Source organism: Marinobacter alkalisoli, from assembly GCF_045449795.1.
In the GTDB taxonomy this organism is placed as follows: domain Bacteria; phylum Pseudomonadota; class Gammaproteobacteria; order Pseudomonadales; family Oleiphilaceae; genus Marinobacter.
Genome location: NZ_JBJJLB010000016.1, coordinates 767,797 through 784,838, shown reverse-complemented (window position 1 = coordinate 784,838; position 17,042 = coordinate 767,797). Strand labels below are relative to the sequence as shown.

13 protein-coding genes and 1 tRNA gene are annotated in these 17,042 nt (G+C 57.6%); 9 read left to right on the top strand and 5 right to left on the bottom strand.

What is annotated here, in order from left to right:
• The first annotated feature begins 81 nt into the window (after positions 1–81).
• From rpsA to pyrF, 5 genes are all read left to right on the top strand, one after another.
• Positions 82–1,773, top strand: coding sequence for a 30S ribosomal protein S1 (gene rpsA, locus ACJO3M_RS08170; RefSeq protein WP_406985313.1), 1,692 nt, complete (start codon positions 82–84; stop codon positions 1,771–1,773).
• Between the two features lie 131 nt (positions 1,774–1,904).
• Entirely contained in the window at positions 1,905–2,201 is a 297-nt protein-coding gene (locus ACJO3M_RS08165) for an integration host factor subunit beta (protein WP_406985312.1), read from the top strand.
• 62 nt (positions 2,202–2,263) lie between these two features.
• The gene (locus ACJO3M_RS08160; protein ID WP_407000876.1) at positions 2,264–2,566 is read left to right on the top strand and encodes a LapA family protein; all 303 of its coding nucleotides are present in this window, start codon (positions 2,264–2,266) and stop codon (positions 2,564–2,566) included.
• The gene (gene lapB / locus ACJO3M_RS08155; protein WP_407000875.1) at positions 2,566–3,735 is read left to right on the top strand and encodes a lipopolysaccharide assembly protein LapB; all 1,170 of its coding nucleotides are present in this window, start codon (positions 2,566–2,568) and stop codon (positions 3,733–3,735) included. The genes ACJO3M_RS08160 and lapB overlap by 1 nt, the downstream gene beginning before the upstream one ends.
• Before the next feature lie 34 nt (positions 3,736–3,769).
• A complete protein-coding gene (gene pyrF, locus ACJO3M_RS08150) occupies positions 3,770–4,480 on the top strand; it encodes an orotidine-5'-phosphate decarboxylase (protein WP_407000874.1) in 711 nt (236 codons plus the stop codon).
• Between the two features lie 632 nt (positions 4,481–5,112).
• Here pyrF and ACJO3M_RS08145 read toward each other — a convergent pair.
• Positions 5,113–5,188: transfer RNA gene (locus ACJO3M_RS08145), tRNA-Asn, on the bottom strand.
• A 70-nt stretch (positions 5,189–5,258) separates the two neighbouring features.
• Positions 5,259–6,443, bottom strand: a complete 1,185-nt coding sequence (locus ACJO3M_RS08140; protein WP_407000873.1) for a pyridoxal phosphate-dependent aminotransferase — start codon at positions 6,441–6,443, stop codon at positions 5,259–5,261.
• Positions 6,444–6,651: 208 nt separating this feature from the next.
• Between ACJO3M_RS08140 and uvrB the strand changes: the two genes are divergently transcribed.
• Positions 6,652–8,685, top strand: a complete 2,034-nt coding sequence (gene uvrB / locus ACJO3M_RS08135; protein WP_407000939.1) for an excinuclease ABC subunit UvrB — start codon at positions 6,652–6,654, stop codon at positions 8,683–8,685.
• A 13-nt stretch (positions 8,686–8,698) separates the two neighbouring features.
• Here the strand turns inward: uvrB and rimI are convergent, their stop codons facing one another.
• Complete coding sequence (gene rimI / locus ACJO3M_RS08130; RefSeq protein WP_407000871.1) at positions 8,699–9,811, bottom strand: ribosomal protein S18-alanine N-acetyltransferase; 1,113 nt, start codon at positions 9,809–9,811, stop codon at positions 8,699–8,701.
• Positions 9,812–10,007: 196 nt separating this feature from the next.
• On the opposite strand from rimI, the gene ACJO3M_RS08125 reads away from it, so the two are divergent.
• Positions 10,008–11,507: a RimK family ATP-grasp domain-containing protein gene (locus ACJO3M_RS08125; protein WP_407000870.1), complete on the top strand. Its 1,500-nt coding sequence runs from the start codon at positions 10,008–10,010 to the stop codon at positions 11,505–11,507.
• Here ACJO3M_RS08125 and ACJO3M_RS08120 read toward each other — a convergent pair.
• Positions 11,504–12,664 (bottom strand): cation diffusion facilitator family transporter, encoded by a 1,161-nt coding sequence (locus ACJO3M_RS08120; protein WP_407000869.1) that lies wholly within the window; start codon positions 12,662–12,664, stop codon positions 11,504–11,506. The genes ACJO3M_RS08125 and ACJO3M_RS08120 overlap by 4 nt on opposite strands.
• 409 nt (positions 12,665–13,073) lie before the next feature.
• Here ACJO3M_RS08120 and ACJO3M_RS08115 point away from each other — a divergent pair, with 409 nt between their 5' ends.
• A complete protein-coding gene (locus ACJO3M_RS08115) occupies positions 13,074–14,093 on the top strand; it encodes a quinone-dependent dihydroorotate dehydrogenase (RefSeq protein ID WP_407000868.1) in 1,020 nt (339 codons plus the stop codon).
• Between the two features lie 198 nt (positions 14,094–14,291).
• Here the strand turns inward: ACJO3M_RS08115 and rmf are convergent, their stop codons facing one another.
• Positions 14,292–14,504 carry a ribosome modulation factor gene (gene rmf, locus ACJO3M_RS08110; protein ID WP_247115328.1) on the bottom strand — a complete coding sequence of 71 codons (213 nt, stop codon included), beginning with the start codon at positions 14,502–14,504 and terminating at the stop codon, positions 14,292–14,294.
• A gap of 333 nt (positions 14,505–14,837) precedes the next feature.
• Between rmf and rlmKL the strand changes: the two genes are divergently transcribed.
• Positions 14,838–17,012: a bifunctional 23S rRNA (guanine(2069)-N(7))-methyltransferase RlmK/23S rRNA (guanine(2445)-N(2))-methyltransferase RlmL gene (gene rlmKL, locus ACJO3M_RS08105; RefSeq protein WP_407000867.1), complete on the top strand. Its 2,175-nt coding sequence runs from the start codon at positions 14,838–14,840 to the stop codon at positions 17,010–17,012.
• The last annotated feature ends 30 nt before the right edge of the window (positions 17,013–17,042 follow it).

The following is a 17,042-nucleotide window of genomic DNA, read 5'->3' as shown; positions in this document are numbered from 1 at the left end:
TCAGGCTGCCTCCGGAACTTATTAACAGACCGTGTTGCTGGTGGCACGGAGCACACTTGCGTTGATCATATAGGACACATAATGAGCGAGAGCTTTGCGGATCTTTTTGAAGAAAGCCTAAAAGAAATTGACATGCAACCGGGTTCCATCGTCCAGGGAACCGTAGTTGACGTCGACAACGACTGGGTCACCGTTAACGCCGGACTGAAGTCCGAAGGCGTTATCCCCGCCTCCCAGTTTCTGAACGAAAAAGGCGAGTTGGAAGTTGCTATTGGCGACGTTGTCGATGTAGCTCTCGACGCTGTTGAAGACGGTTTCGGTGAAACCCGTCTGTCCCGCGAGAAGGCCAAGCGCGCTGAAGCCTGGAAGGTACTCGAGAAGTCCTTCGAAGCTGAAGAAGTGGTCAAGGGTGTTATCAATGGCAAGGTCAAGGGTGGTTTCACCGTCGATCTGGCCGGCATCCGCGCCTTCCTGCCAGGCTCTCTGGTAGACGTTCGTCCGGTTCGCGACACTGCGCACCTGGAGAACAAAGAGCTGGAATTCAAGGTTATCAAGCTGGACCAGAAGCGTAACAACGTGGTTGTTTCCCGCCGCGCCGTTCTGGAAGCTGAAAACAGCGCCGAGCGTGAAGCTCTGCTCGAAACCCTGACCGAAGGTCTGGAAATCAAGGGTATCGTCAAGAACCTGACCGACTACGGCGCGTTCGTGGATCTGGGTGGTGTTGACGGCCTGCTGCACATCACTGATATGGCCTGGAAGCGCATCAAGCATCCGAGCGAAATCGTGAATGTGGGCGACGAGATCAACGTCAAGGTTCTGAAGTTCGACCGTGAGCGTAACCGTGTATCCCTCGGCCTGAAGCAGCTGGGCGAAGATCCCTGGGTTGATATCAAGGGTCGTTATCCGGAAGGCAGCAAGGTCACCGCACGCGTTACCAACCTGACCGACTACGGCTGCTTTGCCGAGCTGGAAGAGGGTGTTGAAGGTCTGGTTCACGTATCCGAAATGGATTGGACCAACAAGAACATCCATCCGTCCAAGGTTGTCCAGGTTGGCGACGAAGTGGGCGTGATGATTCTGGATATTGACGAAGAGCGTCGTCGTATCTCCCTGGGTATCAAGCAGTGCGTATCCAACCCGTGGGAAGATTTCTCCGGCAACTTCAACAAAGGCGACCGTATCTCCGGCAAGATCAAGTCAATCACTGACTTTGGTATCTTCATCGGCCTGGACGGTGGCATCGATGGTCTGGTTCACCTGTCCGACATCAGCTGGAACGAAACTGGCGAAGAAGCCGTTCGTGAATACAAGAAGGGCGACGAAGTTGAAACCGTTATCCTGTCTGTTGACCCGGAGCGCGAGCGCATCTCCCTGGGCATCAAGCAGCTGGAAAGCGATCCGTTCGCCGAGTTTGTTCAGCTGAACGACAAGGGCTCCATCGTTAAGGGCACCGTATCCGCCGTTGACGCCAAGGCTGCCACTATCTCTCTGAACGACGAAGTTGAAGCTGTTCTGAAGGCTTCCGAAATCAGCCGCGACAAGGTAGAAGATGCCCGCAACGCGCTGAAGGAAGGCGAAGAAGTTGAAGCGAAGATCATCAGCATCGATCGCAAGAACCGCATCATCAACCTGTCTGTGAAGTCCAAAGACGTTGAGGACGACAAGCAGGCACTTGAGAGCGTGCGCAGCAAGACCGCTGAAACTTCTGGTGCGACCACCATCGGTGATCTCATCAAGGAGCAGATGCAGCAGCAAAACGCCAACAAGGAATAAGTTTTCCGGTTGGTATGAAAAAAAACGGGCTCTAAGAGCCCGTTTTTTTTGTGTTTTTTTCTGGTTTGGCTAAACTAGGGACATGGAGCTGGTAACCGGCTATCCAATAATAAAGAAGAGGGATGAGCCTGATGACGAAGTCCGAACTGGTTGAGCTGATAGCGTCCAAGCAAAGTCAGCTTTCCGTGAAAGATGTGGAACTGGCCGTAAAAACCATTATTGAACATATGTCCCAGTCGCTGTCCAATGGTCAGCGGATTGAGATTCGCGGGTTTGGCAGCTTTTCACTGCACCATCGTGCGGCGAGAACCGGGCGGAATCCGAAAACCGGCGAGGCCGTGCAACTGCCCGCCAAGTTCGTGCCGCATTTCAAGCCAGGCAAGGAATTGCGCGAACAGGTTAACGACAGCTTGAAGAAAGGCTTCTGATCACCTTTTTCCGGGAACGACACTAGCCAGGGTTTATACACCCTTTGGGGAGCGATACATCGATGGCAGGATTGCAGAAAATTCTCATTGTTCTGTTGGTTTTGTTCCTGGTCCTCCTGGCGCTGGTCTTTTCCCTTAATAATCAGATGGCGGTCTCCCTGAACTTCCTGGTGTTTGAGACCCAGCCCCATGGTGTTGCCGTCTGGATTATCATGTCCTTTGTCATTGGTGCGCTGATTGGTGTTCTGATTACCATGCTGGCGACTTTCCGAACGTCTGTTTCCCGTCGCAACCTTCAGAAACGACTTGCTCGTACCGAGCAGGCATTGGAGAAATCCAGGGCCGAGAACGACCGGACTCTTTAATGGACATAGTGCTTCAATGGCTGCTGCTGACAATCGCTGTCGCGGCCGGTTGGTTTGCTGGGCGCCTCGGCAGTTCCTCGCGGCGTTCAAAGAAAACCATTTCCGATGAAGAATCGGTGCGGGATCGTCTCCAGTTCCTGTTTACCAATTACTCCGACCAGGCCGTGGAGAACTTCGTACAGTCCCTCGCGGTTAACCGCGACACGGTCAGTCTTCATCTTTCCGTTGGCGCCCACTTCCGTCACAAGGGTGAAACCGACAGGGCCATCCTGATCCATCAGAACCTCCTTGCCCGCCCGGAGCTTCCGCCCCGATTTTCCCCCCAGGTCACCTTTGAACTGGCCCTGGACTACCTGAATGCCGGTCTTCTGGACCGGGCTGAAGCTTTGCTGCACGAGCTGATGGGCGATCGGGAATACGGCCGCAAGTCTGCCCTTCAGCTGATTGAGCTCTACCAGCAGGAAAAAGAGTGGGAGAAAGCCGCCCAGGTTGCCAGAACCCTGACCAATGGCCAGACCGACCCGGCGGTACTCAAAATGCTGGCGTACATCACCTGTGAGCTAGCGGACGACGCTCTCAAGAATGACGATCGCTGGGGTGCTCAGAAGCTGGCCAAAGAAGCGCTGGATCATGACCGGTCCTGCGTTCGCGCCACGTTTATTATCATGAAATTGCAGGTCCGCCAGGGCAGCTTCAAGGACGCCGCCAACCAGAGTCTCAAGGTGTTTGATCAGAACCCGGAGTTTGGTTCCGAAGCGGTCGATCGCCTGATGAAGCTGGAGCATGAACACGGCGACATCGGTCGCCTGGTGAAAAAGCTTCGCAAGTTTTACGAGACCTGGCCCAGCACCAGTTTGTTGTTGGCGCTGGTGGAATCGGTGGAACGCGCGTCTGGCCGGCCAGCCGCCATTGACCTTCTGCGCCTCGAACTGGAGGTCCGACCCAGTGTCCGGGGGTTATTGCGTCTGGTGGAGCTGGCTGGCTACGAGAAAGGCATGACCACCGACGAGGGCCGCCTCGTCAGCCGTATCGGCCACCTGATTCTGGCTAACCGTCCGGTTTACCGATGCGTCAGCTGCGGTTTCTCAGGCCGCCAGCTGCACTGGCTGTGCCCCAGCTGCAAGCAGTGGGAAACCGTTCGCCCGATCCAGGGCGTGGAAGCCGAATAGTTCTTTTTAACCCGATTACCCGCAGGACCTGACCGTGCAAACCAATAACGACCCGAAGATCATCGTTGCCCTAGATTTCCCTTCAGAAAACCCGGCGCTGGCGCTGGTCGATCAACTGGACCCGGCCAAGTGCCGCCTGAAAGTCGGCAAGGAGCTCTTCACCCGCTCCGGCCCGTCGCTGGTGCGCAGCCTGCAGGATCGCGGCTTCGATGTGTTCCTGGATCTCAAATTCCACGACATCCCCAATACCACCTCTGCGGCGGTAGCGGCTGCAGCTGATCTTGGCGTGTGGATGGTGAACGTCCACGCCTCCGGCGGCGAAAACATGATGGTCGCCTGCCGCGAGCGCCTGGAAGCCTTCGGCGCGGACCGCCCGCTGCTGATCGCTGTCACCGTGCTCACCAGCATGTCAGCCGACGACCTGGCCGGCATCGGCATCACCGAAAGCCCGGAGGCCCACGTCTCCCGCCTGGCCACCCTCACCAAAAACTGCGGCCTGGACGGCGTCGTCTGCTCCGCTCAGGAAGCCCCCAAACTGAAAGCCGAGCAGGGCGCCGACTTCAAACTGATCACCCCGGGAATCCGACCCCTGACCGCCGCCAAAGGCGATCAACAACGCATCATGACTCCCACGGATGCCCTCAAGGCCGGGTCCGATTACCTGGTTATCGGCCGTCCGATTACCCAGGCGGCTGATCCTCTGGCGGCTTTGGAGGCTATTCATTCTGAGATCGTGGCCCTCTAGCTCAGTTCTTGACTTCTGCTCCGCTCCCAGCCTTTTGGTTTGGCGGGAGTGGAATGGAGAGGCCGCCCTCCCAAAAACCGCTACAAGCACGTCCGTGTGCGCTTCTCTCCGGCCATCCATGGCCTCCGAAATTTTTGGGAGGGCGGCCTCTCCATCCCTTTCTGGCCACCGTGCGATAGTAATGGTTCATCTATGTGGAATAATGAACGTAGGTCGGATTAGCGAAGCGTAATCCGACGTGGCATTTGGCACCCATTACGCGGGCATGATTATTGGCTGACGCTTCGCTAATTGGGCAGAATGTTTAACACCGAATATGCGATCAAAATTGTCGGATTACGGCTGCGCCTAATCCGACCTACGCTTTGGCATTTGTGAGATATATCTGAGAGGTCTGATAGGGGCGGTGGGAGCTTTCTCCCAAAAATTTCGGAGGCCATGGATGGCCGGAGAGAAGCGCACATGGATGTGCTCGTAGCGGTTTTTGGGAGAAAGCTCCCACCGCCCCTTACAACCAAAGCAAGCAGGCTAGGGCAGGAGCAAGCCGGCAATCGCCAAAGTCAGCAGGAAAGCACAAAGGCCAAAAACGAAAAAACCCGCTAACTCAGAGAATTAGCGGGCTTTCGGAATAGTGGCTCCCCGAGCTGGGCTCGAACCAGCGACAAACGGATTAACAGTCCGTTGCTCTACCAACTGAGCTATCGGGGAACGTCGTCATGTGACGAGGCGCGTATATTAAGGTGGCTATACCGCCCCGTCAACCCCTGGCAAAAACTTTTTAGCCGAGGGCTTTCTGCAACCGTTCGATGGCCTTTTTCAGGTTATCCATGCTGGTCGCAAAGCTCAGGCGCATATGGCCCGGGCAGCCGAAGGCGGAACCTGGTACCAGAGCCACGCCGGCTTCGGTGAGCAGCTTCTCGGCGAACTCAACGTCGGTGCTTACGCTGCTGTCGGCATCGATGGCGCCCTGGAAGCTCGGGAACACATAGAAAGTGCCGTCGCCAGTCAGGCACTCTACGCCCGGCAACTTGTTCAGGGCCTCTACCAGCCAGTCGTGGCGCTCCTTGAACGCCGTGACCATCTCGCCGACACAATCCTGCGGGCCTTCCAGGGCAGCCTGTGCGGCGGCCTGGGAGATCGACGCCGGGTTGGACGTGCTCTGGGACTGGATCTTCTTCATGGCGCCAATGATTTTCGCCGGGCCAGCGGCGTAGCCGATACGCCAGCCAGTCATGGAGTAGGCCTTAGACACGCCGTTCAGTACAAACGTGCGGTCGTACAGCTCAGGCGTGGCGTTCAGGATGTTGCAGAACGGCTTGCCGGTCCACAGGATCGGTTCGTACATGTCGTCGGTGGCGATCATGATCTGCGGGTGCTTTTTCAGCACTTCGCCAATGGCCTGCAGCTCTTCCAGGGTATAGGCCATGCCGCTGGGGTTGGACGGGCTGTTGATCACGAACAGGCGGGTACGCTCGGTGATGGCGCTTTCCAGCTGTTCCGCCGTGATCTTGAAGCGGGTGTCCGCGGTGGTTTCGATGATCACCGGCTTGCCTTCGGCGACCAGCACCATATCCGGGTAGGAAACCCAGTAGGGTGCCGGGATGATGGCTTCATCGCCCGGGTTCAATGTTGCCAGGGCGAGGTTGAAAAAGCTCTGTTTGCCACCACTGCTTACCAGTATCTGGTTGGCTTCGTATTCCAGGCCGTTGTCCCGTTTGAACTTCGCAATGATCGCCTTCTTCAGTGCGGGCGTACCATCCACGGCAGTGTATTTGGTCTGGCCGTTCTTGATGGCCTCCATGGCTGCCTGTTTGATGTGCTCGGGGGTGTCGAAGTCCGGCTCGCCGGCACCGAGGCCGATAATGTCCTGGCCTGCAGCGCGTAATTCAGCTGCCTTGTTGGTGACCGCGAGGGTGGGAGAGGGCTTGATTGCCTGTACTCGGCTGGAAAGTTGAAGGTCCAAACTTGCGCTCCTTAAAGCTGCGTCTGTTAGCTGCGACGCGCCGGCATCCAGTTGTTCTGATTGGTTTGCGGGCGGTCGTCGATCGCAGTGATGGTACCATGAAGCCAGCGCAACGATAAATTTCTCTGTAGTATGCAGCTATAGAATATCCGAACCATTCAGTGGAGGTTGTCTGCCGATTATGGCCACTTCAGAAACCGGCGCCCTCATGAAAGACGGTGCGTTCAAGGTCGATTCACCTTTCCAGCCCGCCGGGGATCAGCCCAAGGCGATTGAGGGGCTGGTGGATGGCATCCACTCGGGTCTGGCGCACCAGACGCTGCTGGGGGTTACCGGCTCGGGCAAGACGTTCAGCATCGCCAATGTGATCCAGCAGGTTCAGCGGCCTACCATCATCATGGCCCACAACAAGACCCTGGCGGCACAGCTGTATGGGGAGTTCCGGGAGTTCTTTCCGGACAATGCCGTTGAGTACTTTGTTTCCTACTACGACTATTACCAGCCGGAAGCCTATGTGCCGTCCTCGGACACGTTTATCGAGAAGGACGCGTCCATCAACGAGCACATCGAGCAGATGCGGCTGTCCGCTACCAAGGCCCTGCTGGAGCGACCGGACGCCATCATTGTCGCCACTGTGTCGTCAATTTACGGTCTGGGCGATCCCCAGTCCTACCTGAAAATGATGCTGCACATGGATCGGGGTGATCAGATTGATCAGCGCGATATCCTGCGGCGGCTGGCCGAACTGCAGTACACCCGAAATGACGTCGAGTTCCACCGGGCCAATTACCGGGTCAGGGGCGATGTGATAGATGTATTCCCGGCGGAATCCGAGAAAGAGGCCATCCGCATCGAGTTGTTCGATGATGAGGTGGAAAACCTCAGCTATTTTGATCCGCTCACCGGAGAAGTGCTGCGGCGGGTACCCCGGGTCACGATCTACCCCAAATCCCACTATGTTACGCCCAGGCAGACGGTGCTGGATGCCGTTGAGCGCATCAAGGTGGAGCTGGACGAACGGCTGCAGCAGATGCGGGACAACAACCGTCTGGTGGAGGCGCAGCGCCTGGAAGAGCGCACCCGCTACGACATCGAGATGATGATGGAGCTGGGGTACTGCAACGGCATCGAGAACTATTCCCGCTACCTGTCAGGCCGTCGTCCCGGTGAGGCGCCGCCTACGCTGTTCGATTATCTGCCACCCAACGCCTTGCTGGTAGTGGACGAGTCCCACGTCACCATCCCCCAGATCGGCGCGATGTACAAAGGCGACCGGTCCCGTAAGGAAACCCTGGTTGAGTACGGTTTCCGACTGCCATCGGCACTGGACAACCGGCCCATGCGGTTTGATGAGTGGGAGCGGATTGCACCCCAGATGATTTTCGTCTCCGCCACGCCCGGGAACTACGAGGCGGAACACGCGGGTCAGGTGGTTGAACAGGTCGTGCGGCCGACCGGGTTGCTGGATCCGGAGATCGAGGTGCGCCCGGCGTCCACTCAGGTGGACGATCTGCTGTCGGAAATCCATGCCCGTACAGCCGTTAACGAGCGGGTGCTGGTCACCACCCTGACCAAACGGATGGCGGAGGACCTAACGGACTTCCTGATGGAGCACGATATCCGTGTTCGTTATCTGCACTCGGACATAGACACCGTGGAGCGGGTGGAAATCATTCGCGACCTGCGGCGGGGTGAGTTTGACGTGCTGGTGGGCATCAACCTGCTGCGGGAAGGGCTGGATATGCCGGAGGTATCTTTGGTCTCGATTCTCGACGCCGACAAGGAAGGCTTCCTGCGTTCCGAACGCTCACTGATCCAGACCATCGGGCGTGCCGCGCGGAACATTCATGGCAAGGCCATTCTGTATGGCGATCGGATCACCGGCTCCATGCAGAGGGCGATTGATGAGACCGAGCGCCGGCGTGCCAAACAGGAAGCCCATAACCTGGAGCAGGGCATTACGCCCCAGGGTCTGAACAAGAAAATTTCCGATATCATGGAAGGTGCTGGTGGCGGTGGCCGTGGGCGCCGCAAAGCCGAACGTCCTGGTGAGAAAGCGGCGGAAGAAGCCGAACAGTACCGTGCCAGGACCGGTAACAAGTCGCCCCAGGAAGTCCTCAAGGAAGTGGCGCGCCTGGAAGACGAGATGTACAAGGCGGCTTCGGAGCTGGATTTCGAAACCGCCGCCCGTCTGCGGGACGATATTTCCGAACTGAAGGAAGCCGCCCTGCGGACTGGATAATGTCCTCCCTGGACTAGCGTTTTGGTCCGACGATGACCGCCGCCTGTAATGGCTGATTGCGGCCATAACGGGACATCTTGTCAAAGACCCGGCGATCAATGGGCAGGTATTGTTTGTCCGCCACGGTTTCACCGGCTTCGACGTCGATTTCCGGGTCGTGGATGTAGACGAACTGGTCGTCTATGGCGCAGACCGTCACCCAGTGTGGAACGCGGCTGCGGTTCAGTTGCCAGGTGCTGATCAGGATCACCGGGACGCGGCCTTCGTGGAGGGCCGATTCCAGTCCCTCAAGTGTCAGCGGATCATGGTGGAGCTGAATGCCGGTCTGGCCGATGTCGTACAGAAAGCCCTCGTGCACCAGTTCCAGTACCCGTTTCTTGTCGTCGTTCCTGACGGTATCCTTGAACAGTGCCCCTTCCTTGCTGATCCAGGCGCTGGCGTGAAAGCCCCGGTTCCAGGCGGACAGCGCCAGGCCGTGGGGACCACAGCCGCCATGGCCGGCCAGCATGAAGATGGTAGTGGCCTCGCGCCACAGCTTCAGTTCCTCCAGGGTGGTGACCGGCTGATGATCGTCCAGGGTGGCCATCGCCATGATCAGTGCCGCCGGCCCACAGGAAAATTCCGTGGTTTGCGGGTAGTAGGGCACCTTCGGGAACTCACGGGACGGCTCATAGAACAGGATACGACGCTCAAAACGCAGGGCGTCGCCGTGATCTTCGTAGTAGTCCCGGTAAGTGCCAAACTGACGATAGCCCAGGCGTTTGTAGAGGTTGATGGCGGCGGCGTTGTCCTCGCGTACCTCCAGGCGCATCACGATGCGATCCGCCTCCGCAGCTTCCTTTTCCGCTTCCCGCACCAGCTTTTCGCCAAGGCCCCGGCCCCGTGCGACAGGGGAGACGGCGATGGAATAGATGCGGGCCAGCCGGGTCGCGGCGCTCATCAGCACCAGGCAGTAGCCCACCAACTCACTCTCCAGTTCGGCAACGATCAGCCGGTCCCGGGGCATGTCCAGGAAGCGCCGGAAACTCCGCCGGGAGAGCCGGTCATCCTGAAAACATCGGTGCTCCAGCTGCATCAAGGCATCCAGGTCATCATTGGTGGCTTGGCGTAAGGTCAGATCGGACATAAACGTGGAGCCTTGGTACATCGTGGCCGGGTGTGCTCGCGTGCTTCCCGTATCAGGCTATTATGGTAGAGAGTTCAACAAGCGCAAATAGCCTAACCATGCGTAAAAGCACGCATCCTGAAAGGATTGTGTGGGTGTGGGGGCGGGCGTATTGTTGCCGGAATTCTGTCGGGTCTTATCCTCAGGGAGGAATGCCATGTCCCGTTTGCTCATCGTTGTGGATCGCGCCAAAGACTGGGCACCGTACTATCCCAGTGAGGACGTCCTCACCTTTGACCAGTACCTCCAGTTCTCCGCGCCGGCTTCCAGCAGGGTGCGGGTCATTAATCTGTGTCAGAGCGCTAAGTATCTGAGTCGGGGCTATTACTGCTCGTTGCTGGCGGAAGCCCGCGGTCACCATGTGGTGCCTTCCGTGATGACCCTGAACGACCTGAGTCGCAAAGGGCTGTTTTCCCTGGAGCTGGAAGAGCTGGATGTCAGCGTTATTAACTGGCTGGACGCAGCCGGCTCTGAGATTGATCCGGCCAACGACGAACGCCACGCCACACATGAGGTGCGTATCCGAACCTATTTTGGCCAGGCGGAGCATCCAGACCTGAAGCCGGTGGCCCGCGCCCTGTTCGAGCGTTTTCCATGCCCGATCCTGGAGATCGTTTTCAAACGTCGCAAGGCCTGGCAGATTGAATCCATGAAACCGGCGGCGCCGGCGGATCTGGATGAAAAGGAACAGGATGTATTCGCGGCTGCCTTCGACCGGTTCAGCAGCATGGTCTGGCGCAAACCCAGGACTCGCCGCAGGTATCGATTTGATCTGGCGGTGCTGGTTAATCCGGAAGAGGAGATGCCCCCCAGCGACAAGGTCGCCCTCAGCCGGTTTGAGAAAGCCGGGCGCAAGCTCGGTATCAACGTGGAGCAGATCACCCGTCGCGAATACATGCGTTTGCCGGAATACGATGGTCTGTTCATTCGGGAAACCACGGCGATTGATCACCACACCTATCGCTTCGCCCGCAAGGCGGAAGCCGAGGGCATGGTGGTGATTGACGACCCGGTATCGATCCTGCGCTGCACCAACAAGGTATTCCTGGCGGATCTGCTCAAGAACAACAAGGTGCCCACCCCCAAAACCCTGATCCTGTCGAAAGACCAGAAGGACAGCGCGGAACAGGTGATCCGTGAGCTCGGGTTTCCGGCGGTGATCAAGATTCCCGACGGAGCCTTTTCACGGGGGGTGACCAAGGCGGAAGATGAGAAATCCCTGAAGGCGGGACTGAAAGAGCTCTTCAAACAGTCGGCCCTGGTATTGGCCCAGGAATACCTCTACACCGATTACGACTGGCGTATCGGCGTGCTGGGTGGCCGGGCCATCTACGCCTGTAAATACTACATGGTGAAAGGGCACTGGCAGATCTATCAACATGGTGGTGCCGAAGTGGACAGCGGCGGCTTTGAGACCATGCCGACCTATGAAGTGCCGCGAAATGTGATTCAGGCTGCCCTGAACGCCACACGGCTAATCGGCAACGGCCTCTACGGTGTCGACATCAAACAGTCCGGCAACCGGGTCGCGGTGATTGAGGTCAACGACAACCCCAGCATAGATGCAGGGGTTGAGGACCGTTTCCTGGGGGGCGAACTCTATACCCTGATCATGCAGGAGTTTCTGTCCCGAATGGAGCACAACCGGCGCGGTTAATGGGTGCCGTACCAGATGCGCAGGCTTCCAAACCATGGGTAGTCGGAGAGTTCTTTGGTGATCTCGCGGAGTTTCAGGGACGGCTCCTGAGCGGGGTGGTCGAAGAACAGCTCCAGGTAGACCTTGTTCTTCAGGTAGTGCAGCCGCAGGCGCGTGTGGGAAGGCAGTTCTCCCACGTGGCTGGTGAGGATGTCATGGATCTCCTCCCTGGAAGGAAGGCGCTCTGAGGTGGGGAGATCGTCCTCGTCGTTTTCAGCATCAATGTGGAAGTTGATGTCACGGATGCTGTCGAGGGCATCCCGCATGCCTGAAACCACCTGCATCCCGATCTGGTGCCCTTCGGAGACGCTGATTTCCGGGCGCACTACAAGATGAATATCAAGCAGGATGTCATGCCCCATCCGGCGGCTGCGCAGCTCGTGCACATTGCGCACCCCGTCGGTTTCCCGCGCAATCCTCTTCAGCATTTCCGTGTCTTCCGGTGACAAGCCGGTGTCGACCAATTCCTTGACGGCATTCCAGGTGAACTTCCAGCCGATGTGAATAACGATACCGGCAATCACCACCGCTGCCAGAATATCCAGCCAGATAAAGCCCGCCATGGCGCCAATGGTGGAAAGCAGAACAATGATTGAGGAAAACGCATCGGTGCGGCTGTGCCACGCATTGGCGATGATCAGGTCGGATCGAATGGCCTGACCCACGCGACGGGTGTAGTGGTAAATCCACTCCTTGCTGGCGACGGATGCGGCAGCGGCGACCAGCACTGGCCATTCAGGTATCTGGTCGGCACCGCCTGCAATCAGCCGCAGAATGTTGTCCCACGCAAGGACGGCGCCGACAGCAATCAGGATGCTGCCAAGGGCCAGGGTGCCGATGGTCTCAATGCGCTGGTGCCCGTACGGATGGTTCTGGTCCGGAGCCTGGCGGGAGACCCGCATAACCCCGAGTACCACGAGATCGGAAGCAACATCGCTGAACGAGTGAATACCATCGACAAGCAGGGCCTGGGAGTGAAAAAGAGCACCTGCGATGACTTTAATCACACCAAGCACCGCATCCAGAATCATACCGATGACGGTGACGCGTGAAGCGGCATGTCGTTCAGCATCCAGGTCGGGAGAATGATAAACAGACGTATTCTGATGTTTGGTCATTCGGGGCAATCTCCGGGAAGTTCTGGTGCCATTATAGCGGTATCAGAGCACTTTCCATGCAAAAGTATAAAAACGGTACCTTTGTGCGATTTATGCACATGGTGACAAAATAATGACGACGTGACATTTTGTAGTCATGGGCTGGCCTATAATGCAAATGCCTCATAACTAACTGAAAATAAAGAACAAATTAACTGGTTAAAAAATGATCAATCTGTAGGCTGGCGCAGTTATCAAGGGATAGCACCTGTTGCCCCGCGCTTTTCAACAGGGTTATCCACAGAAACCGTGGAAAAGCTTACAGGACGTCCACGTGTCAGGCATTTACGGCGAATATCCGTGAGTTGGAAGATGCTGTGGAAAACTTCCGGTATACTCCGCGTCACCCAAAGACGAGGAGTTTCTTTCGATGTACGGTGCTATTCGCAACCTGTTATTCCGGCTGCCTCCCGAGCAGGCTCACAATCTTGCACTGTCCGGACTGGACGTGGCGAATCGGTTCGGGCTGTTGAAGGCACTGTCACCAAAATTTGATGCATGCCCGGTGAATGTTATGGGGCTGGAATTTCCCAATCCGGTCGGGCTGGCTGCGGGCCTCGACAAGAATGCCGACCATGTGGATGCCCTGGGCGCCCTGGGTTTTGGATTCATCGAAGTTGGCACGGTGACGCCACTGGCTCAGCCTGGTAACCCGAAGCCGCGCATGTTTCGGTTGCCCGAACATCAGGCCATCATCAATCGCATGGGCTTCAATAACGAAGGCCTTGAGCACATGCTCGCAAGGATCGACCAGCGCCGCTACCGGGGCATTCTCGGTATTAATGTCGGCAAGAACAAGGACACTCCCAACGACGAGTCCGAATCGGATTACCGCAAGGGTATATCCGCTGTCTATTCCCGGGCCGATTACATCACCGTGAATGTCTCATCACCGAACACGCCAGGGTTGCGGGACCTGCAATTCGGGGACTCCCTGAAGCGACTGCTCGATGCGATCAAGGATGAACAGGGTAAGTGCGCGGCCAACACCGCCCGCTACGTTCCCATTGCAGTCAAGATTGCGCCGGATATGGACGACGAGGGTATTCGTTTTGTGGCGGATGCGTTGCGCAACTCGGGGCTGGATGGCGTGATCGCCACCAACACCACCATCAGCCGTGACACGGTCCAGGGGCATGCCCATGCGGATGAGGTCGGCGGGTTGAGTGGTGCACCGGTGCGTGAGCCGTCCCTGAGGGTAATTCGGGGCCTGTACGCGGAACTGGGGGAGGATTTGCCCATCATCGGTGTGGGGGGCATTACCGACGGCGAGAGCGCGGCTGAAAAGATTGAGGCGGGCGCGAAACTGGTCCAGGTCTATACCGGCTTTATTTATCGGGGGCCGGCACTGATCCGGGAAGCGGTGGAGGCCATTCGGCGGTTGCAGTAAAGCCGTGGTTGTCGGTGTGAAATGCGAAAAATGGCGGGCCCAGAACGAAGGTGGGCCCGCTGAGCGGGCCCTTGCGGGGAACGAACCCCGTGGCGCTTCTTCGCATGATACGGGTCGGGAGGACCCGTTTGGGTTATTTGGGGTATTGCTTCAAATTGTAAGTGTTAAAAGATCAGATTAAAGATCGGGGTTAAAGTGTCACGCGGTGGTGACATTTGCGAGTTTATGGATGCCGGATACGCCGGTCATGCCCTCCCATTGATCTGTGCGGCCTTCTCGCCACCCGCTTAGCCATTCCTGGCGGACTTCCGCCTGTTCTAACGGGCAACTGTCTTTGGATTTACCGGACACACCGGCCAGATAACCCCGTTTGAATGCACGAGCGTACATATCTCTTTTCTGTCTTTTCATGCCGTTCCTCACTGATGGATTAACAGAACAAGCGTGTACACTTCTGCAGTGGCCCAGGCATGCGGCTTCCCGTCAGTGTAACCCGGCGGGGGTAACCCACTATTGCCAGCTCCGGCCAGAGCAGTCAGGATCCTGTTAACGGAGAGCCAGTTAAGCTCCCCCGAACGACGCGTCTCATACAAGGTAAGTCGAACATTGCGCCGATGTACACTATTTATTTCATCTATGTGAAGCTTCTCTTATAGTTGTGTGACATAACGAAGGTGCATTGCCCCATAGAAAATGCACCATTCCATGCAGTTAGCCGAATACCGAAATTCCCGGGAGTAGAACTTGTCTGATTCTGTCTTTTTCGTAACCTGTCCGAAGGGCGTCGAGTACCTTCTGGCGGATGAACTTCGCACCTTCGGTATGGAACCGGTGCGGAATGCGCCTGCTGGCGTATGGGCAGAAGGGCCCCTGGAAAGCGGCTACCGGGCGTGCCTGTGGTCGCGGCTGGCGAACCGCGTCATCCTTCACATCGACGAGGTCAACGCCATTAGCGGCGATGAGCTCTATGACGGCGTGGTGCATCTCGACTGGCAGCAGCATATTCCTGCCAATGGCAGCTTCCGGGTGATGTTCCTGGGACAGAACGAGGCGATTCGAAACACCCAATACGGCGCCCAGCGGGTCAAGGACGGCATTGTTGATCGCATGCGCTCGAGCAGCGGACAGCGTCCCTCGGTGGATGCCAAAACACCGGATGTCACTATTTCCGCACGATTGAATCGTGGTCGTCTCTCCCTGGGACTGGATTTGAGTGGGCACAGCCTTCATATGCGCGGTTACCGTACCGATAAGGGTGTTGCTCCGCTCAAGGAGAACCTGGCGGCAGCCTTGCTGTTGCGTGCGGGCTGGCCAGATATTGCTGGAGCTGGCGGTGATTTTATCGACCCGATGTGTGGCTCCGGCACACTGGCGATTGAGGCTGCCCTGATGGCTCTGGATATCGCCCCGGGCCGGAACACCGACCGCTTCGGGTTTGAAACCTGGCCCGGTCACCAGCCGGAGTTGTGGCTGCAACTGCGCCAGGAAGCCGAGCGCCGTGCTCACGAAGGTAAGCAGGGGCCACTGCCGCGTTTTGCTGGCTACGATCAGGACAGCCGTGTGATTGCCACCGCCTGGAAAAATATTCAGCGAGCTGGGCTGGACGGGCTGGTGCACGTTGAATGCCGCGCTGTTGAGACTTTCGAGCTTGATGGCGAATGGGCTGCTCAGGGGCTGGTACTGACCAATCCGCCTTATGGCGAGCGCCTGAGTGAGCGCAAGGAACTGGGCACCTTGTATCGTTCCCTGGGCGAGGCGGTGAAGGCCGCTGTTCCGGGCTGGCGCCTGGGGGTCTTTACCGGCGCGCCGGAGTTCGGGAAATCCATCGGGCTTCGCAGCTATAAGCAATACAAGCTGTTCAACGGCAAGCTACCGGCCCAGTTGCTGTTGTTCTCGGTGGACGACGTCAGCGCCATGACGCCCCGTGAGCCGGGCATACCCGGTGAGGTGCAGCCCCGCATTGCCAACGAAGAGCGGGCGGCGATGCTGCGCAACCGGCTGAAAAAGAACATGAAGACCATTGGCCAGTGGGCCCGTAAGCAGGGCATCGAATGCTACCGGCTGTACGACGCGGACATGCCCGAATTTGCCCTGGCGATCGATATCTACGATGGGTTGGTTCACGTGCAGGAATACGCAGCGCCCAAATCGGTGGATGAGCGTGCCGCGCGTGAACGGCTGGCGGAGGCGCTGGCGGTCATTCCGGAAGCCCTCGGCATCGAACGGGAGGATATGGTGTGCAAGCAACGCCAGCGGCAGACCGGCACGTCGCAATATGAAAAGCAGGCGGCCAGCGGTGAATTTTTCAATGTGCACGAGCATGGCTGTGCGCTGAAGGTGAACCTCAAGGACTACCTGGATACTGGTCTGTTCCTGGACCACCGTCCGGTGCGGCACTGGATTCAGCAGCATGCTTCCGGCAAGCGGTTTCTGAACCTGTTCTGTTACACCGGGGCGGCGACGGTCCATGCGGCGGTGGGCGGCGCCAGCCGGTCCCTGAGTCTGGATATGTCGAAAACCTATGTGAAGTGGGCCGAGGACAATCTGGCGCTGAACCGGGTGGATGCCCGTCATCACAAGGTGGAGCAGGCAGATTGTCTGGCCTGGCTGGCAGCGAAGCCGACACCGGATCAGCGGTTCGATCTGATTTTCATGGACCCGCCCACGTTTTCCAACTCGGCTCGCATGGCGGGCGTGCTGGATATACAGAAAGATCACGGCAAACTGGTGCGTCAGGCGATGCAACGGCTGACGTCAGAGGGGCTGCTGATTTTCTCCAACAACTTCCGGCGCTTCAAGCTGGATGAGGCGCTGGAGCAGGAGTTCGCCATCGAGGAAGTGTCACGGGACACCCTCGACAAGGATTTCCAGCGCAATGCGCGAATTCACCGCTGCTGGCATATTCGCCATAAAGTGTAAGGTCAACCCGTAGGTCGGATTAGCGAAGCG

What these genes read in the sequence shown, in the direction of transcription:
- ACJO3M_RS08115 (WP_407000868.1), top strand. Translation starts at nt 13,074, where the DNA reads ATGTACGGTGCTATTCGCAACCTGTTATTCCGGCTGCCTCCCGAGCAG.
- rmf (WP_247115328.1), bottom strand. Translation starts at nt 14,504, where the DNA reads ATGAAAAGACAGAAAAGAGATATGTACGCTCGTGCATTCAAACGGGGT.
- ACJO3M_RS08160 (WP_407000876.1), top strand. Translation starts at nt 2,264, where the DNA reads ATGGCAGGATTGCAGAAAATTCTCATTGTTCTGTTGGTTTTGTTCCTG.
- ACJO3M_RS08120 (WP_407000869.1), bottom strand. Translation starts at nt 12,664, where the DNA reads ATGACCAAACATCAGAATACGTCTGTTTATCATTCTCCCGACCTGGAT.
- lapB (WP_407000875.1), top strand. Translation starts at nt 2,566, where the DNA reads ATGGACATAGTGCTTCAATGGCTGCTGCTGACAATCGCTGTCGCGGCC.
- rpsA (WP_406985313.1), top strand. Translation starts at nt 82, where the DNA reads ATGAGCGAGAGCTTTGCGGATCTTTTTGAAGAAAGCCTAAAAGAAATT.
- ACJO3M_RS08125 (WP_407000870.1), top strand. Translation starts at nt 10,008, where the DNA reads ATGTCCCGTTTGCTCATCGTTGTGGATCGCGCCAAAGACTGGGCACCG.
- ACJO3M_RS08165 (WP_406985312.1), top strand. Translation starts at nt 1,905, where the DNA reads ATGACGAAGTCCGAACTGGTTGAGCTGATAGCGTCCAAGCAAAGTCAG.
- uvrB (WP_407000939.1), top strand. Translation starts at nt 6,652, where the DNA reads ATGAAAGACGGTGCGTTCAAGGTCGATTCACCTTTCCAGCCCGCCGGG.
- rimI (WP_407000871.1), bottom strand. Translation starts at nt 9,811, where the DNA reads ATGTCCGATCTGACCTTACGCCAAGCCACCAATGATGACCTGGATGCC.